Origin of the sequence: Aeromonas sp. s5 (genome assembly GCF_040907865.1) — a bacterium.
Lineage (GTDB): Bacteria > Pseudomonadota > Gammaproteobacteria > Enterobacterales > Aeromonadaceae > Aeromonas > Aeromonas dhakensis.
Window position 1 is genome coordinate 165442 of sequence record NZ_JBFOCO010000005.1, and the last position, 16848, is coordinate 182289.

The following is a 16848-nucleotide window of genomic DNA, read 5'->3' on the forward strand; positions in this document are numbered from 1 at the left end:
ATGAGAACAACAATAGGTAAGGCAACCAGAGTGGCCCTGCTGTTTTGCGTCGGTGCATGGGGCCAGGCCTGGGCGGTGGCCACCCTGCAGGAGGTCAAAGTCAATCCGCTGATGGCCGATCAACTGCTGCTGGAGCTGAGTTTCAGTGAACCGGTCAGCGGGTTTACCGATCGGCTCTCCTATGAACCCAACCAGTTGCTGCTGCATGTGCCGGGGGCGGTGGGGGCACTCAACGTGAATCCCCTGCCCATCAAGCAGCAGGGGGTAGACAACATCAAGGTAGAGGGCAAGGGGGCGGGTCTCGATATCAAGATTGCGCTCGATCAACTGACCCCCTATCAGGTGCACCAGCAGGGCAACAAGCTGTTGGTTGCGTTGGGGGACAAGGCGGCCATGCCGCTGCCAACCACGACCTCTTCCTCCGGGATGGTGGCCCCCCAGCCGAGCTCGTCCGCCCTTATCAATACCCAGCCGGCAACCTCGTCGGCCTTGATCAACAGCCAGCAGCTTGCCCGCCAGAGTGCTCCGGTGGCGGCGCCGGTTGCCAGCAAACCTGTATTGCCAACCCCGCAAACTTCGGCCAGTGGTGCCTACTTCAACTCCGTCAAAGGCGTGGATTTTCGACGTGGCAAGGACGGACAGGGGGAATTTCTGGTGACGCTGGATAACAGCTCAGCCGCCGTGGACGTCAGCAGCCGCGGTCAGACTGTGCTGGCCAAGTTTCACGGCACCCGGGTTCCGGACGACCTGCTCAATCTGATCAATGTGCAGGATTTTGCCACCCCTGTTTCTCAGGTTGAGGTGTTTCGCCAAGGCAATGACACCCTGTTCGAGCTGTCGGTCAATGGCCAGTTTGATTATCGCTACGACCAGGCAGACAAGATGTTCATCGTCGAGGTGAAAAAGCGCACCGCAGCGAGTGCCGGCAAGCAGTATCAGGGCAAACCCATCTCTCTCAATTTCCAGGATATTCCGGTCAGAACCGTGTTGCAGCTCATCGCGGATTTCAACAATCTCAACCTGGTGACCACGGACTCGGTGTCGGGCAACATCACCCTGCGGCTGGATGGGGTGCCCTGGGAGCAGGCCCTCGACATCATCTTGAAGGTGCGTGGACTCGACAAGCGGCTCGACAACAACATTCTGCTGGTTGCACCGGCAGAAGAGATTGCCGCCCGCGAGAAACAGCAGCTGGAGAGTCGCAATCAGGTCGCCGATCTGGCTCCGCTCTACACCGAATACCTGCAGATCAACTATGCCAAGGCATCCGAGGTGGCGGCGCTGCTTTCGTCTGAAAGCACCAAGCTGCTCTCTGCCAAGGGGGCGGTGAGCGTGGATGAGCGGACCAACGTGCTGGTAGTCAAGGACACCGCCGACGTCATCAGCAACATCAAGCGCATGCTGGATATTCTGGATATCCCGGTCAAGCAGGTGGTGATCGAAGCGCGCATGGTGACCATAGACGACGGCTTCGACGAGGCACTCGGGGTACGTTGGGGGGTGACCAAGAACGACGGTCACGGCAACAGTACCTCGGGCTCCATCGAGGGCAATGATGGTTCCGGCAACAACAACGGTGGCTCGACCATTACCCGCCCCGGGGTGGACGATCGGTTGAACGTCAACCTGCCGGTGACCAATGCCGCCGGTACCCTGGCCTTCCAGGTGGCGCGGCTGGCGAACGGCACCTTGCTGGATCTCGAGTTGTCGGCACTGGAGAAGGAGAGCAAGGCCGAGATCATCGCCAGTCCCCGGGTGACCACGGCCAACCAGAAGCCGGCGCTGATCGAACAGGGGACCGAGATACCCTATGTGGAGTCCTCCTCCAGCGGGGCTACCTCGGTCACCTTCAAGAAGGCTGTGCTGAGTCTCAAGGTGACGCCGCAGATCACTCCCGACAACAGGGTGATCCTGGATCTGACTGTGACCCAGGACACCAAGGGTGAAACCGTACCCACTGGTACCGGCGATGCCGTCTCCATCAACGCCCAGTCGATCACCACCCAGGTGCTGGTCAACAATGGCGAGACGCTGGTGCTGGGCGGTATCTATCAGCAGACCATTACCAACGATGTGACCAAGGTCCCCCTGCTGGGTGATATCCCGGGTCTGGGGGTGCTGTTTCGCAAGACGACCAGCGCGAACAAAAAGCGGGAGCTGCTGATTTTCGTGACACCGAAGATAGTCACCGAGACTTTCTGAAGACTTTACATGTGAAGGTAAAACACATATAACCTTACGCCCCAATGAGGCTGGGGCGTAAGGACTGCGGTTGCCAGTCCTGATTTCTATTGAGATAATCCCCCTCCTGATCCATCGCAAGATAAGGTTCATAGGTACCCCGATTGAGAGTTTGTCGGGGTCGTACAGTTTGTAATTACTAACGAAAAGACATGGCTGAGAAACGCAATATTTTCCTGATAGGTCCCATGGGTGCGGGCAAGAGCACCATAGGTAGACATCTGGCAGAACAACTGCATATGGAGTTTTTCGACTCAGATCATGAGATTGAGCGCCGCAGTGGTGCCGATATCGGCTGGGTGTTCGATGTTGAAGGCGAAGAGGGTTTCCGGATCCGCGAAGAGAAGGTCATTGGTGACCTTTCCGAACAGCAGGGTATCGTGCTGGCAACGGGTGGCGGTGCCATCAAGAGCCGTGAAACACGTAACAAACTCTCTGCTCGCGGCATCGTGGTGTACCTCGAGACCACCATTGAGAAGCAGCTGGCCCGGACGCAACGTGACAAACGTCGCCCGCTGCTGCAAACCGAAGAGCCGCCGCGCGAAGTACTCGAGCGTCTGGCGCAAGAGCGCAACGCCCTGTACGAAGAAGTGGCTGACTTTGTCATCCAGACTGACGACCAGAGCGCAAAAGTTGTTGCCAATCAAATCGTCAAGTTGATCGGCATGTAATCAAGAGGACGTCCATGGAAAGGTTGAAGGTCGAACTGGGTGAACGCAGCTATCCCATCGAGATAGCGGCGGGTCTGTTGCAGCATGCAGAGGTGCTGACGCAAACCATCAAGGGCAAGCGGGTCATGATAGTGACCAACACCGTTGTCGCCCCCTTGTATCTTGAGCGCATTACCCAGCTGCTGTCCGGTTATCAGGTTGAACACCTGATCCTGCCGGATGGCGAGGCCTACAAGAACCTGGCAACCTTCGAGCGGATCATGTCCGCTCTGCTGGAAACCAACCATGGCCGTGATACCACTCTGATCGCCCTGGGGGGCGGTGTGATAGGCGACGTGGTCGGCTTTGCTGCGGCAAGCTACCAGCGTGGCATTCCTTTCATTCAAGTGCCTACCACACTGCTCTCCCAGGTTGACTCCTCCGTCGGCGGCAAGACCGCCGTCAACCATCCTCTCGGCAAGAACATGATCGGGGCCTTCTATCAGCCCAGACACGTGGTCATCGACACCGAGTGCCTTCAGACCCTGCCTGCCCGTGAATTCGCCGCCGGTATGGCCGAGGTGATCAAGTACGGCATCATCTGGGATGCCGAATTCTTCTGCTGGCTCGAAGCCAACATGTCCCGTCTGCAGGCGCAGGAGCCGGCCGCGCTGGCCTATGCCATCCGTCGCTGCTGTGAAATCAAGGCCGACGTGGTCGGTCAGGACGAAACCGAGCATGGCGTGCGTGCCCTGCTCAACCTGGGTCATACTTTTGGCCATGCCATCGAAGCCGAAAAGGGCTACGGCAACTGGCTGCACGGCGAAGCCGTGGCGGCGGGCACCATGCTGGCAGCCTGGACCGCACAGGCCCGTGGCGATGTGACCGAGCAGGACGTAGCTCGTATCCGGGCGCTGCTGCTGGCGGCCAATCTGCCGGTACAGGCACCGCCCGAGATGGATTTTTCCGCCTTCATTCGCCACATGCGTCGCGACAAGAAGGTACTGGAAGGCAAACTGCGTCTGGTGCTGCCGGTTGGCATCGGTCATGCCCAGGTGGTGGCCGATGTCTCCGATGCTGAACTGCTGGCGGTGATCGAGTCTGGTCGTGACAAATAAACTGCTGAAGCTTCCTTCCCAGCGGCAGCTGGTTGACCGGCTGCTGCATCTGATTGAATTCAATCATCCTTTCATTTTTCTTTCCGGCAAACCCGGTAGTGGTCGCGGCACCTTGTGCCAGGACATGCTCGATCGTCTGCCTGAAAAAGTCCGCGTCGCCAGCCTGATCGGCAGTCCGGCCATGAAGATGGTGGACGTGCGTCAGCTGTTGCTGCCCCAGGTGGTGGCCCGCCCGCTGTTCAATCCACAGGATGCGCTGGCAGACAGCTTCTTTCGCATGCTGGAGGGCAAACCGGCCACATTGCTGCTGCTGATCGAACGGGCAGACGAGCTGCCTGCCGAACTGGTTGGCGAGCTGTGGAGCCTGTGCCGCCACAACGACACCCTGGCTGTGCCCCATCAGCTGGCGATCATGGTGTCCGGCAATGACGTCTGGTGTCGCACCCAGAAGGCGTTGCTCAAAGGGCGTGCCATGCCGGCACTGGAGCTGGAAGTCGCGCCACTGAGCGCCCCCGAACAACGTATCTTCTTGTATGAGAAGGCCAAAGAGCTCAAGATCCCGACAGCCCTCTTGCCCAAGCCGAAAGTGGAAGAGATCCTGAAAGTGGCGAATGGACATCCGTCCACCATCATGCAGTTACTGGAGGATATCATGACCGACAGAAGGCCCAAGAAACGTCAGGCCGAGTTGCCCGTCAAGAAGATTGCGACCCTGCTGGCACTGGTTGCCGGCGGCCTGCTGGCCCTGAGTTATCTGCTGCCGGCCCTGTTCAGCAGTGACGACAAAGGGGCCGTGTCTGAACCCGCCCAGAGCACGGCGCTGCCGATCCCCGTGTCGGGTGGCGATCCGCTCACCGTCGGCGGCAGCAACAGTAGCCAGAACGGCAATCAGAGTGTGAACAATGATGGTGCCGCCACCAATCAGGGTGGTGTGGTACGCGACTGGCAGCCCGATGCCAAGGCCTTGCCCAAGGCGGTGGAGAGCGACACGGTTACCACCGAATCGACCAACTACGAGGGGCGCCGGGTGGTGATCTCCGACGAGGTGGTCGAGAAGCTGATGAAGCAGCCCAACGTCAGTGGGGCCCTGCCCACGGCGGTGGTGGATGAGTTGACCGGCGCCGATTCCCGGGCGGCAGCCACCCAGGATGCGCCTGCCAAGCAGGCGGCCACACCCAATGCCACCGCCCAGGCGGCTGCCCAGCCAGCAACAGTCGCCAAGGCTCAACCCGCACAGGCTACCAGCAAGCCGGTGGTCAAACCGGCTGCCACCGAGCCGCTGGCGACTCCGGCGCCCAAGGTGGCGTTGACCCCTGCCGCCACCCTGAACAAGAAGCCGCGCAGCCACTACAGCATCCAGCTGATGGGGGCGAGCAACACCAAGGCGGTCGACAAGTTCGTGGCCGAAAATGGCCTGGCTGGCAAGATCTGGGTCTATCAGACCCAGTTCCGCGGCAGCCCTTGGTACGTGGTGCTGCAGGGGGACTACGCCAGCAGCAACCAGGCCAAGGCCGCCATTCGCAAGCTGTCGCCCGCCTTGCTGAAGGGTCAACCCTGGCCCAAGTCGTTTGCGCAGGTACAAAAAGAGTTGAAGCAATAGCCATTTTGGCCGGGAAGGGGGTAGAATCGTCCCCCTTTTTTGGTCGATGCCTTCTTAACACCGGATTTCCATGAAAAAAACACGCGCTTTTTTAAAATGGGCCGGGGGAAAATACTCCCTGGTTGAAGAGATTGCCGAGCGTTTGCCGGCCGGGCGTGTGTTGCTGGAGCCCTTCGTCGGGGCCGGGTCCGTGTTTCTCAACACCGACTACGACGCCTATGTGCTCAACGACATCAATCCGGATCTGATCGGGCTTTACAACCACCTCAAGCAGACGCCGGACAGCTTCATCGCCGAGGCGCGCAAGCTGTTCGTGGCCGAGCACAACCACAAGGCCGCCTACTACCGGCTGCGTACCCAGTTCAATCAGGCCGATACCAGTTTCGAGCGTGCTCTGCTGTTCCTGTTTCTGAATCGGCACGGTTTCAACGGCCTGTGCCGTTACAACAAGAAAGGGGGCTTCAACGTCCCGTTCGGTTCCTACAAGAAACCCTATTTCCCGGAAAAAGAGCTGTGGGCCTTCGCCGAGAAGGCGCAGAAGGCGACCTTCATCTGTGAAAGTTATGCCGACGCCATCCAGCGCGCCGAAGAGGATTGGGTCATCTATTGCGATCCGCCCTATGCGCCGCTCTCCACCACAGCGAGCTTCACCACCTATTCGGCCGGCGGCTTTACCCTGGACGATCAGGCCGTGCTGGCCAGGCTGGCCCGCCACACCGCGGCCCGCAAAGGGGTGCCCGTGCTCATCAGCAACCACGACATCGAGCTGACCCGCGAACTCTATCGCGGCGCCCGTCTCGACGAGATCCTGGTCAAACGCACCATCAGCCGCAACGGTGGCACCCGCAACAAGGTAGCCGAGCTGCTGGCGCTCTATCCGCCCGGCATCGAGCCGGAGCAGGGCTACTACCCGAGCGACGCCGAACTGGCGCCACTCGGCTGAGACAGACGGCACCCCAAGGTGCCGTTTATATTCCAGTATCTCGGTTTGAAAATATGGTAAGCACACTTATCTCCGACTTCGATGGGACAAGGTGCGAAGCGAACACAGCGTGATAACTGGTCGATCAGATTGAAAAAGTGAGTGGACCCGCCGACAGGCTCAAACCTGTTATGACATTCAGGGAAGCTTGGCCGTTTTGGTGTGGTTGCATAAACACGATCAGCAAGATTGGAGATCATGGATCTCTCTGTACGCCGAAAGGCTCACAGCTGTGCCTGACATACACCCGAACAGCGAATCCAATAACTCACTCAGTGATCGATGCGGATGAGTCAGAAGGCCTAAATTTTTAATTGATGCAGGGACAGAGGACAGGACCATACCTGGTTGAAAGTCGGTACCGGACATTAACCGAACACTATCTACTGAGCTAGCCCAGACGGGCTTATAACAAGGCAATGCACAGTTTTCACTGCTTCCATTATCCCCTTTTCGGGTTCAAGTCGATTGGCGCTGGTTTCAAGCACCCTGGTGCTGTGACTCAGAGGTCACGCATTGCTGGCGGGGTGTTTCTTTATTTGGATTGAGGTTGTTGATCCTGCGGCGAAGTGAGGTTTTATTGGTATTGGTGAAAGGCTGGCCTGGGGACTGAATTTTTCTGATTGAGTACTTGGAAACCATGGACACGGCTTTCAGTTTGAATTCGACAGTGGATGAGCGACGTAATCTTGTCATTGGGTACCAGAGGCCAGGATGGTAACTGTACCACCTAAACTTGTGAGGTGCAGGAAAGGGAAGTGCGGGGAATAGGTATCAAAAGATCTAGATATCATTGAAGAAGCTCCCCGCGGTTATGATCTGCCTTAAAGTGTTTTTCCAACACCTGATTAGTTCTGTACCAAGAAAAACGCCCCGCTGGGCGGGGCGTGGTGATGGGCATGTCAGTCGCGGGGGGTCTTGAGCGCCTCAATCACATCGTCATTGGGGGCCAGCCCCTCCACGTGATTGAAGTTCTCCACCCCCTCCTGCGGGTTGAGGGTGAAGGCGTCGGCGCTCAGGTAACTGCCGCTGCCGGCACTCTCCACCACGACGATGAGCTCGGGCTGCTTGTCGCCGTTGAGATCCAGCAGCTTGAGCTCCTTGATGCTGCCATCGCGCGGCAGCACCTTGCCGTCGATGAACTGATCCAGCGGGAACTGCGGGTTGGCGCCGGAGTAGAGGCGCACGTCGTAGCTGCCGGTGGAGGCCGGTTCGCCGCGCCCTTCGCTGACGGTCACTACCTGGCCTGAGGGGTGCGTCAGCTGTTTGAAGAACCCGTCCGCCGCCTGGCTGGCGATGGGCAGGGTGAGCAGGCCGAGTGTCATGAGCAAGGCTTTCATCGGTTTGACCCTTGTTACTGCGGCGGCGGTTGCCCGCCACCTGTGTCACTGTGCGAACCGGTCGGGCAGTCCCCGCCGGTCCGCGTCATCCACCCCTCAGCGGGGTCGTCATTACCAGATCTTGACCCGTTTGGCAGGGTCCAGATAGAGCTTGTCACCCGGCTGGATGTTGAACGCCTCGTAGAAGGCGGGGATGTTCGGCACCACGCCGTTGACCCGGTACTCGGGCGGCGAGTGGGGATCCGAAGCGAGCAGCATCTGCATCAGCTCGGGGCGATACATGCCCTTCCAAACCTGAGCCCAGCCGAGGAAGAAGCGCTGCTCGCCGGTGAAGCCGTCCAGCACCGGGGCCTCCTTGCCATCCAGCGACAACAGATAGGCCTTGTGGGCTATGGTGAGGCCGCCCAGATCGCCGATGTTCTCCCCCAGGGTGAACTGGCCGTTGACGAACTGCCCCGCGATGGGCTCGAAGCGGTTGTATTGGGCCACCAGTCGGCTGGTGCGGAAGCGAAACTCCTTGAGATCGGTTGGCGTCCACCAGTCGCGCATCACGCCGTCACCGTCGGATTTGGCCCCCTGATCATCAAAACCGTGGCCCATCTCGTGACCGATCACCCCGCCGATGGCGCCGTAGTTGACCGCGTCATCCGCCTGCATATCGAAGAAGGGGGGCTGCAGGATGGCGGCCGGGAAGACGATCTCGTTGTTGCTCGGGTTGTAGTAGGCGTTCACCGTCTGCGGCGACATGTGCCACTCGTCTCTGTCCACCGGCTTGCCGAGGCGCGCCAGGTTGTCGGCGTATTCGAAGGCGCGGGCGCGCTGCAGGTTGCCCACCAGATCGTCGGCGCGGATCGCGATGGCGCTGTAATCCTTCCACTTGTCCGGGTAGCCGATCTTGGGGCGGAACTTGGCGAGCTTCTCTTTGGCCTGGGCTTTGGTGGCCGGCGACATCCAGTCCAGCTCCTCGATGCTCTGGCCGTAAGCGGTGCGCAGGTTCTCCACCAGCTGTTCCATGCGGGCCTTGGCCTGGGGCGGGAAGTAGCGCTCCACGTAGAGCTTGCCCACCGCCTCGCCCAGGTGATCATCCAGCACGCCGAGGGCCCGCTCCCAGGGGGCCCGCTGCTTGGGCGTGCCGCTCAGGGTGGTGCCGAAGAAGGCGAAGTTCTGGGCATCGGTCTGGCTGTCGAGGTAGGGGGCGTAATCGGTGATGAGCTGCCACTTGAGGTAGGCCTGCCAGTCGCCGATCGGGGTCTGCTTCATCACCTCGTTCAGGGCCGCGAGATAGCTCGGCTGGCCGATGACCAGGCTCTGCTGGCCGGCGAGGCCGGCCTGGCTCAGGTAGGTGTCCCAGTCGATGGCGGGGGCGAGGCGTTTGAGCTCGCTCTGAGGCCCCTTGTTGTAGTTCTTCTCCCGATCCCGCAGGTTGACGTTGTCCCACTGGATCTTGGCGAGTTTGCTCTCAAGGGCCAGCACCCGCTTGGCCTTGGCGGCGGCATCCGGCTCGCCGAAGCGACCCAGCATGGTGGCGATGTGCTGCTCGTATTTCTTGAGCAGCGCCTGGCTGGCGGCATCCGTCTTGAGGTAGTAGTCCCGATCCGGCAGGCTGAGGCCGGCCTGGTAGAGGTAGACCGCATAGCTGTCCGGGGCCTTGGCGTCGGCGTCTATCCAGAAGCCGAAGGGGGCGCCGCCGCCGTTGCGACCGCTCTGGGCGAAGGCGCGGGCGAGATCCTGGCTGCTCTTGATCTGCTCGATCTCGCTCAGCATGGGCAGCAGGGGAGCAGTACCCTTGGCATCCCGGGTCGCCTGATCCAGATAGCTGTGGTAGAGATCGCGGATCTGCTGGGCCTGGGTGCCGGCGGCAGCCTTGCCATCCAGCCCTTCCACCAGCACCCGCACGTCCGCCAGGGACTTGTCCCGCAGCAGGTAGAAGGCGCCATCGGCGGGTCTGTCGTCCGGGATCTTGGCAGTGGTCAGCCAGTGGCCGTTCACGTAGCGAAAGAAGTCATCGCCGGGTTTGACGCTGGTGTCCATGTTGGCCAGCGCGAGGCCTGAGTGCTTGTTGCTGGTATCCGGCGCCTGACTGCAGCCTGCCAGCAGGGCCAGCCCGATGAGGCCGGCTAGTATGCTTTTCTTATTGTTCATTTTTTGATTCCAATTCGGGTTATACGGCTTCCTTGCCCACGCAGGGAGCGATTCACTCTAGCAGTCGGGTTAGCGCTTGATAAGCCCGACTCTGCTAAGATCCGCCTGGTCGTATTGGGGAAGCCTATGATTTCTCGTATTTATTCTCGCTTTTGTCAGACCCTGCCCGCGCCGGAAGGTTCCCGCGGCCTGCTGGTGGCCTTCAGCGGCGGGCTCGACTCCACCGTGCTGCTGGTGCTGGCGGCCCGCTTCGCTCACTCCCACGGCCTTGCCCTGCGCGCCCTGCACGTCCATCACGGCCTGAGCCCACATGCCGACGAGTGGGTGGCCCACTGCGAAGGGGTGTGTCAGCAACTGGCGGTGCCGCTGCTGGTCGAGCGGGTGCAGTTGCAACGGGGCTGTGGCGACAGCCTGGAGGCGCAGGCGCGGGAGGCTCGTTATCAGGCTCTCGCCGCCCAGCTGGGGGAGGGGGAGTGGCTGCTCACCGCCCACCATCAGGACGATCAGCTGGAGACCCTGCTGCTGGCGCTCAAGCGCGGCGCCGGCCTGCGCGGGCTGGCGGGCATGGTGCCAAGCCAACCCTTTGCCGGTGGCCTGTTGCTGCGCCCACTGCTCGAGGTGAGCCGGGTCGAGCTGGCCGAGGCGGCGACCAGCCTCCCCTATGGCTGGGTGGAGGATGAGAGCAACCAGGATGTGAGTTATGACCGCAACTTCCTGCGCCAGCTGCTCATTCCCCAGCTCAAGGCCCGCTGGCCCGCCATGGCCCAGACCGCGGCACGCAGCATGGCGCTGTGCGCCGAACAGGAGGCGCTACTGGAGGAGCTGGCCGAGGCCGACTGGCGGCTGGCGGCGGCAGGAGAGGCGCTGCAGATCACGCCGCTGCTGGCCCTGTCAGGCACCCGGCGCAACAACCTGCTGCGTTACTGGATCCGCCGCCAGGGGGGCGAGATGCCCTCCCGCGAGCAGCTCGGCTTGCTCTGGCAGGAGGTGGCGCTGGCGCGGGAAGACGCCAATCCCCAGCTCAACTGGGGGGAGCAGAGCTGCCGCCGCTTTCAGGGGCGGCTTCATCTGGTGCGACCCGGACTGCAGCCTCGTCACGAGCAGCTGGCGTTGAGGGTGGGGGAGACGCTGATCCTGCCGGACGGGCTCGGCGAGGTGCGACTGATCTCGCGGACGGGGGGCGAGGGGCTGCGGCTGCCAAGGGCGGACGAGCCGCTGTCAGTGCGCTTCGGGGTGGCCGCCGGCAGCATGCTCAAGCCGGTGGGGCGCGGCGGCAGCCGGCGTCTCAAGAAGCTGCTGCAGGAGTATGGGGTGCCCTCCTGGCAGCGCGGCCGCATTCCCATCCTCTATTACGGCGAGCAGGTGGCGGCGGTGGGCGAGTTGTTCCTCTGTGACGGATTCATGACGCAGGAGCCCGGCCTGGCCTGGCACTGGCTGCCGGCGGCGGCCTGTCAGCCCCCGCTGTAATCCTCTTTGCAGCAAACGGACAAGGCCGGCATATGCCGGCCTTGTCGTATTCAGCGGCTGGCCGGTTCAGTCCAGCAGGCCGGCCTTGCCCGCCTTCTTGCGGGCATAGAGGTGGGCATCGGCCGCCTCGTACAGGCTGTGCACATCCACCCCGGACTGCCAGCTGGCGGCCCCCAGGCTGCAGCCGACCGAGAAGGTGCTGAGCTCCTTGTGAGTCAGCAACATGTGCTGCAGACGCAGCCAGACCGGGCGCCAGGCCTCGGGCTCTGCGGGTTGCAGCAGCAGGGCGAACTCGTCGCCACCGAGGCGAAACGCCTGATCCGTGCTGCGAATGCAGTGGGTCAGCAGCTGGGCGAAGCGGCTCAGCACCAGATCGCCCACCGGGTGACCCCAGGTGTCGTTGATCTGCTTGAAGCTGTCGAGATCCAGCAGCACCAGCACCAACCCGTGGGACTCCCGGCTGTGCTGCTCCACCGCGCGGCCGATGGCCTCGTCAAAATAGGAGCGGTTGCCGAGCCCGGTCAGGTGATCGAGCCGCACCTGCAGCTCCAGCTGTGACAGGCGCAGATAGAGGGGCAGCGGCAGGCTGAGCAGCTGGTGATACTGCTGCAGCACCCGTTGCTGACTGCCGCTCAGGGCGTGTTCGAGGGTGTAGTGCAGCTGGCCCAGCAACTGGCCGTGTTGACCGCGCAGCTCGAACGGGTAGCTGTGCAGGGTCAGGCTGGCCTGGGGCGGATGCTGGATCAGGGTGTGCGGTTGGCCACAGTCGAAGTGCAGGCTGTGGATCCGGACAATTCTTGCCGCACGATCGGCAAAAGTTGCCAGCAGGCTGCCCAGATCGGTCTGCACCAGCAACTGCTCGAGCAGCTGGTTGCGATCCTGGCTTGCCAGCGGCGTGAGCCGCTCCATCTGGCGAACCCACTGCTCGATGCCATGTCCCAAACCGCTCAATGATGATGTGTTTTCCACGGTACAGCCCTCAAACAACCTACTTCCTGCTGCTTACCTGCAATACCTGTGCCCAAAATATGTTCGATGCGAACAAGGGCGGCTGGCTAGGCTTAAGTAGATAAAAAAGGAGGAAATATTGTACGCAGACGTATTGATCCTGCTGCTTGCCGCCGTCCTGCTGGTGGCGATTTTCCGGCGCCTTGGCCAGCCGGTGATCCTCGCCTACCTGCTCGCCGGGGTCGTGCTCGGCCCCCATGGCGCCGCCGTGATCACCGGCCAGTCGATCATGCAGACCATCGCCGAGCTCGGTATCGTCTTTCTGATGTTTTCGCTGGGGCTGGAGTTCTCGCTGCCCCGGCTCATCGCCATGCGCCGACTGGTGATCGGGGTCGGTGGCCTGCAGGTGTTGCTCACCTCCCTGTTGTTCTTTGCCATCGCCTGGTGGTGGGGCTTGAGTCTGGCCCAGGCGCTGGTGGTGTCGGGCACCCTGGCGCTCTCCTCTACCGCCGTGGTGATCAAGCAGCTGGGGGATCAGAAGCAGCTGCACACCCGCCGTGCCCAGCTCGGGGTGAGCGTGCTGCTGTTTCAGGATCTGGCGGTGGTGCCGTTGTTGGTGATGATCCCCATTCTGGCCCGGCCGGAGATCCAGGGCAGCGCCCTGCTGGCGGAGATCGCCTGGGCCACCCTCAAGGGGCTGTTTGCCTTGCTGAGCCTGCTGGCGGTGGGCAAGTGGCTGCTGCCGCTGCTGTTTCACGAGGTAGCGCGGGCTCGCTCCGACGAACTGTTCGTGCTGAGCACCCTGCTGGTGGCGCTGCTGGCCGCCTCGCTCACCCAGTGGATGGGGCTCTCCATGGCGTTGGGGGCCTTTTTGGCAGGCATGATGCTGGGGGAATCCCACTACCGTCACCAGCTGGAGGTGGACATCCGGCCGTTTCGAGACGTGCTGATGGGGCTCTTCTTCATCACCATCGGCATGACCATGGACTGGCAGCGGGTGGCGCTGGACTGGTGGCTGGTGGCGCTGAGCGTACCGGCCCTCATCCTGTTCAAGTCGCTGCTGGTGCTGCTGGCCGGCCGGCTGATGGGGGAGCGCAAGCGCGACGCCATGGCGGCGGGGATCATGCTGAGCCAGGTGGGGGAGTTCGGCTTCGTGCTGCTGGCACTGGCCAACCACCACGGTCTGCTCGACCACCGGCTGGTCTCCCTGCTCATAGGTATCGGGGTCACCTCCATCGCTATGACCCCCTGGCTGGTGCAACAGGCTCACCAGCTGGCCCGCTCCCTCACCGATCCGGCCCTGCTCACCCGCTCCGAAGTGGCCCAGTCGGGCCTGAGCAAGAGCCAGCACGTGATCATCGCGGGCTTTGGCCGGGCCGGCCAGACCTGCGCCCGCTTTCTCAAGCAGGAGGAGATCCCCTTCCTGGCGCTGGATCTCGACCCCGAGCGGGTGAGCGAGGCCAAGTCGGCGGGGGAACAGGTGGCATTTGGCGATGCCAGCCGGCGCGACATCCTGCTGGCCGCAGGTCTGCTGCGGGCCCGGCTGGTGATCATCACCTTTGACGATCCCAAGCGGGTGGAGGCCATGCTGGCGCTCATCAGGGAGCTGGCGGGGGAGGTGAAGGTGCTGGTGCGCACCCGCGATGACAGCTTCCTGGAGGCGTTCAAGCGGGCGGGGGCCTTCGAGGTGATCCCCGAATCCCAGGAGGGGGCCCTGATGCTGGTTTCCCACCTGCTGCTCAACTGCGACATCCCCATTGGCCGGGTGATCCGGCGCATGGAGCACGAACGCAGCAACCAGTATCGCTTCCTGCACGGCTTCTATTGGGGAGATCAGAGCGCCGGCAACCTGGAGACGGATCAGCTGCTCGAGCGGCTGCACCCCGTGCTGCTGCACGAGCAGGCCTGGGCGGTGGGGCGCAGCGTGCAGGCGCTGGGGGTCGATGCGGTGCGGATCAGGGAGGTGCAGCGGGGCACACAGCGGCTGGAGCCCAGACCCGAACTGGTGCTGGCGACGGGGGATAAGCTGGTGCTGTTCGGCAATGCGGTGGCGGTGGAGCAGGCGGAGCAGCGCCTGCTGGAGGGGCGCTGATCCCTGAGCCCATGTTGCACCAGGCCTGCTGCCAATGCCGTCCCCGCTTCCCTTGAATACTCCGGCTCAGGCCTCGATCCGTACCGCCTCCTCTATCCCCAGAAACTGTTCGACCCGCTGGCGCTCGTTCAGAGTATCCAGGTAGCCCAGCTTGATCAGCTGCTGGCAGTAGCCGGGATAGAACATCAGGAAACTGGCCAGGCTGCTGGTCTCGTCCCCCGTCACCCCCAGCACCCGCAGCAGGCGGCGCAGATGTACTGGCAGCTTGCGCAGGTAGGCCAGCGCCAGCAGGTCGAGATCCTGGCTCGGCTTGAGCACGCAGGTCTCCACCCGTTTGAGTTTCAACCGGTTGCGCTCCCGCTCCGGGATAAGATCCAGGGTCTGGTTGATGCGCCACAGCCGCTCCAGATCCGAGTTGAGGGTATCGGTGAAGACGGTGTCCAGCAGGTGGCTGGCGATGTTGGAGCTGGTCAGGTGGCCATGGTGAAAGGTGGGGGCCGTGTGCGCCGGTGGATCCAGGGTGATCAGCAGGATCCGCTCTGCCCCCAGGTGGATGGCGGGACTGAGCGGGCTCAGCTGATGGATGGAGCCGTCGCCGTAGAACTTCTCGCCGATGTGGGTGGCCGGGAAGACGAACGGCAGCGCCGAGGAGGCGAGCAGGTGATCCGAGGTGAGCAGGGTGCGCAGCCCGCGCCGTCTGGCCCGCTCCCACGGCAGGTGTTCCGCTCGCCCCTGAAAGAAGGTAGTGGAGAGGCCGTCGTCGTAGTCGGAGGCGGTGATGGCCAGCGCCTCCAGGCTGCCGTAGAGGATGTTGTCGTCGATGCGGTGATAGTCGATGAGCTGATCCAGCAGGCGGCGCAGCGGCGCGTTGTCGAACAGGTGAAAGGCGTGGTTGGTGTGGGGATTGACGAGCCCCGCCGAGCCCTCGTACATCAGTCGCCACAACAGGCGCCCCGGGTGAAAGTCGAAGATGTGGTGGGTCTCGAAACGGCGCCAGACCCACTCCAGCTTGCGCACTCCCAGATGAAAGCAGGAGGCGTAGCAGGCCAGCGCGGTGACATTGATGGCGCCGGCCGAAGTGCCGCACAGGATGGGAAACGGAATGCCGAGATTGCGGGGATAGAACTCGGCGATCGCCTTGAGGGCGCCGACCTGGTAGGCGGCGCGGGCACCACCACCGGTCAACAGAAGAGCTGTGTTGGGTCTGGCCATGATACTGCGCCTTATGCATGCCACTGGGGGTGTTGCCACCGAGCAATTTAACTATAAGACGCTGTATCAAATATAAAAACAGGCCTGCCAACCATTTTTTTCAGGCCCTTTTTGAGGCTGTTCAATGGTTGCTCTGGGCGGCGCTCAGCTGATCGAAGGCGGCGAAGGCCGGGGCACTGGCGAGGATGCGGCCGTGGCCCAGACCCCGGGTGCTCACCAGCCGGGTGCAGCCATCCTGAGTGGCGCGCAGGGAATCGCCGTGCGGGGCGAAGCGATCCTCCTCGTCGTGCACTATGATGGCAGGCCCGCTGCGGCCGGCGAGCCGCCCCAGCGGATCGACCGTGCTCAAGGGGTGCTGGTACTCCTGCTCAATCTCCTTGACCACCGCATCGAACAGCCGGATGGAGTAGCCGGAGCGCGCCACCATGCCGTAGAGCTGGGGCACGTAGTCGAGCACCGGCGAGATGAGCAGCAGCGGCAGGGTATCCAGCTCGCGTCGGCGGCTGGAGAGGGTGACGGCGCCCCCCATGCTGTGGGCGATGACGCCCTGCAGCGGGCCGCACTCCGCCGCCATCTTCTCCACCAGTTCGTCGAAGGCGCGCACGAAGCGGGGCAGGTGGCCGGTATGGCCGGCGCTGTGGCCGTGGGCCGGGTGATCGTAGGCAATGGCCGTGAAGCCCTGGGCGGCGATGTGGCTCATCAGCGGGTAGAACTGGCTGGCGCTGCCTGACCAACCGTGCATCAGCAGCCAGACCGGCCCCTGGCCGAGCCGGTAGCTCATCAGGGTGCCTTCGCTGGTGTGCACGGCCTGTTTGATCAGCCCGGCTGGCGCCGAGTCATCCCGCTGGTTGCGCTGGGGGGTGAGCAGCAGCTTGCTGGCGGTACGCTTGGCATGAGCGGGGGCCAGGGTGTGATGCAAGCGGGTGCCAAGGCCGAGCAGCCATTTGCTCGGGCTGAAGCGGCGGGTGTTGAAGTAGATCTTGCTGCTCATGGTCATCCTGTGGTTTTTATGTGCGAACGGTCGTGCTTTTTTGTCGGTTTTAAAAAAGAGAGGTC

General features: G+C 62.3%; 12 protein-coding genes. 7 read left to right on the forward strand and 5 right to left on the reverse strand.

Features of this window, described 5'->3' with window-relative positions:
* The 5 genes from AB5Y94_RS01905 (at position 1) to AB5Y94_RS01925 (ending at position 6552) form a co-directional block, all read left to right on the forward strand.
* Positions 1–2202: a type IV pilus secretin PilQ gene (locus AB5Y94_RS01905; RefSeq protein WP_017785074.1), complete on the forward strand. Its 2202-nt coding sequence runs from the start codon at positions 1–3 to the stop codon at positions 2200–2202.
* Between the two features lie 191 nt (positions 2203–2393).
* Positions 2394–2912 carry a shikimate kinase AroK gene (aroK, locus tag AB5Y94_RS01910; RefSeq protein WP_005298388.1) on the forward strand — a complete coding sequence of 173 codons (519 nt, stop codon included), beginning with the start codon at positions 2394–2396 and terminating at the stop codon, positions 2910–2912.
* 14 nt (positions 2913–2926) lie between these two features.
* Positions 2927–4009 (forward strand): 3-dehydroquinate synthase, encoded by a 1083-nt coding sequence (gene aroB, locus AB5Y94_RS01915; protein WP_368204598.1) that lies wholly within the window; start codon positions 2927–2929, stop codon positions 4007–4009.
* Positions 3999–5609 (forward strand): SPOR domain-containing protein, encoded by a 1611-nt coding sequence (locus tag AB5Y94_RS01920; protein ID WP_215269975.1) that lies wholly within the window; start codon positions 3999–4001, stop codon positions 5607–5609. The genes aroB and AB5Y94_RS01920 overlap by 11 nt, the downstream gene beginning before the upstream one ends.
* Before the next feature lie 70 nt (positions 5610–5679).
* Positions 5680–6552, forward strand: a complete 873-nt coding sequence (locus AB5Y94_RS01925) for a Dam family site-specific DNA-(adenine-N6)-methyltransferase (RefSeq protein ID WP_017765003.1) — start codon at positions 5680–5682, stop codon at positions 6550–6552.
* Positions 6553–7493: 941 nt separating this feature from the next.
* On the opposite strand, the gene AB5Y94_RS01930 is transcribed toward AB5Y94_RS01925, so the two are convergent.
* Positions 7494–7931: a PliI family lysozyme inhibitor of I-type lysozyme gene (locus AB5Y94_RS01930; RefSeq protein ID WP_368204599.1), complete on the reverse strand. Its 438-nt coding sequence runs from the start codon at positions 7929–7931 to the stop codon at positions 7494–7496.
* A gap of 111 nt (positions 7932–8042) precedes the next feature.
* Complete coding sequence (locus AB5Y94_RS01935; protein WP_206219614.1) at positions 8043–10073, reverse strand: M13 family metallopeptidase; 2031 nt, start codon at positions 10071–10073, stop codon at positions 8043–8045.
* Positions 10074–10199: 126 nt separating this feature from the next.
* On the opposite strand from AB5Y94_RS01935, the gene tilS reads away from it, so the two are divergent.
* Positions 10200–11540 (forward strand): tRNA lysidine(34) synthetase TilS, encoded by a 1341-nt coding sequence (gene tilS / locus AB5Y94_RS01940; RefSeq protein WP_368204601.1) that lies wholly within the window; start codon positions 10200–10202, stop codon positions 11538–11540.
* Between the two features lie 66 nt (positions 11541–11606).
* On the opposite strand, the gene AB5Y94_RS01945 is transcribed toward tilS, so the two are convergent.
* Positions 11607–12527, reverse strand: a complete 921-nt coding sequence (locus tag AB5Y94_RS01945; protein ID WP_005303398.1) for a GGDEF domain-containing protein — start codon at positions 12525–12527, stop codon at positions 11607–11609.
* Positions 12528–12627: 100 nt separating this feature from the next.
* Between AB5Y94_RS01945 and AB5Y94_RS01950 the strand changes: the two genes are divergently transcribed.
* Entirely contained in the window at positions 12628–14580 is a 1953-nt protein-coding gene (locus AB5Y94_RS01950) for a cation:proton antiporter (RefSeq protein WP_279973851.1), read from the forward strand.
* Between the two features lie 66 nt (positions 14581–14646).
* Here AB5Y94_RS01950 and AB5Y94_RS01955 read toward each other — a convergent pair whose 3' ends face one another.
* Both AB5Y94_RS01955 and AB5Y94_RS01960 read right to left on the reverse strand, forming a co-directional pair.
* The gene (locus AB5Y94_RS01955) at positions 14647–15792 is read right to left on the reverse strand and encodes a patatin-like phospholipase family protein (protein WP_368204603.1); all 1146 of its coding nucleotides are present in this window, start codon (positions 15790–15792) and stop codon (positions 14647–14649) included.
* A 121-nt stretch (positions 15793–15913) separates the two neighbouring features.
* Positions 15914–16783: an alpha/beta hydrolase gene (locus AB5Y94_RS01960; RefSeq protein WP_368204605.1), complete on the reverse strand. Its 870-nt coding sequence runs from the start codon at positions 16781–16783 to the stop codon at positions 15914–15916.
* Positions 16784–16848 lie beyond the last annotated feature (65 nt).

Bases quoted from the DNA above. Each gene is read 5' to 3' on its own strand.
- AB5Y94_RS01930 (WP_368204599.1), bottom strand. From the start codon at position 7,931: ATGAAAGCCTTGCTCATGACACTCGGCCTGCTCACCCTGCCCATCGCC.
- AB5Y94_RS01955 (WP_368204603.1), bottom strand. From the start codon at position 15,792: ATGGCCAGACCCAACACAGCTCTTCTGTTGACCGGTGGTGGTGCCCGC.
- aroB (WP_368204598.1), top strand. From the start codon at position 2,927: ATGGAAAGGTTGAAGGTCGAACTGGGTGAACGCAGCTATCCCATCGAG.
- aroK (WP_005298388.1), top strand. From the start codon at position 2,394: ATGGCTGAGAAACGCAATATTTTCCTGATAGGTCCCATGGGTGCGGGC.
- AB5Y94_RS01935 (WP_206219614.1), bottom strand. From the start codon at position 10,073: ATGAACAATAAGAAAAGCATACTAGCCGGCCTCATCGGGCTGGCCCTG.
- AB5Y94_RS01925 (WP_017765003.1), top strand. From the start codon at position 5,680: ATGAAAAAAACACGCGCTTTTTTAAAATGGGCCGGGGGAAAATACTCC.
- AB5Y94_RS01905 (WP_017785074.1), top strand. From the start codon at position 1: ATGAGAACAACAATAGGTAAGGCAACCAGAGTGGCCCTGCTGTTTTGC.
- AB5Y94_RS01960 (WP_368204605.1), bottom strand. From the start codon at position 16,783: ATGAGCAGCAAGATCTACTTCAACACCCGCCGCTTCAGCCCGAGCAAA.
- tilS (WP_368204601.1), top strand. From the start codon at position 10,200: ATGATTTCTCGTATTTATTCTCGCTTTTGTCAGACCCTGCCCGCGCCG.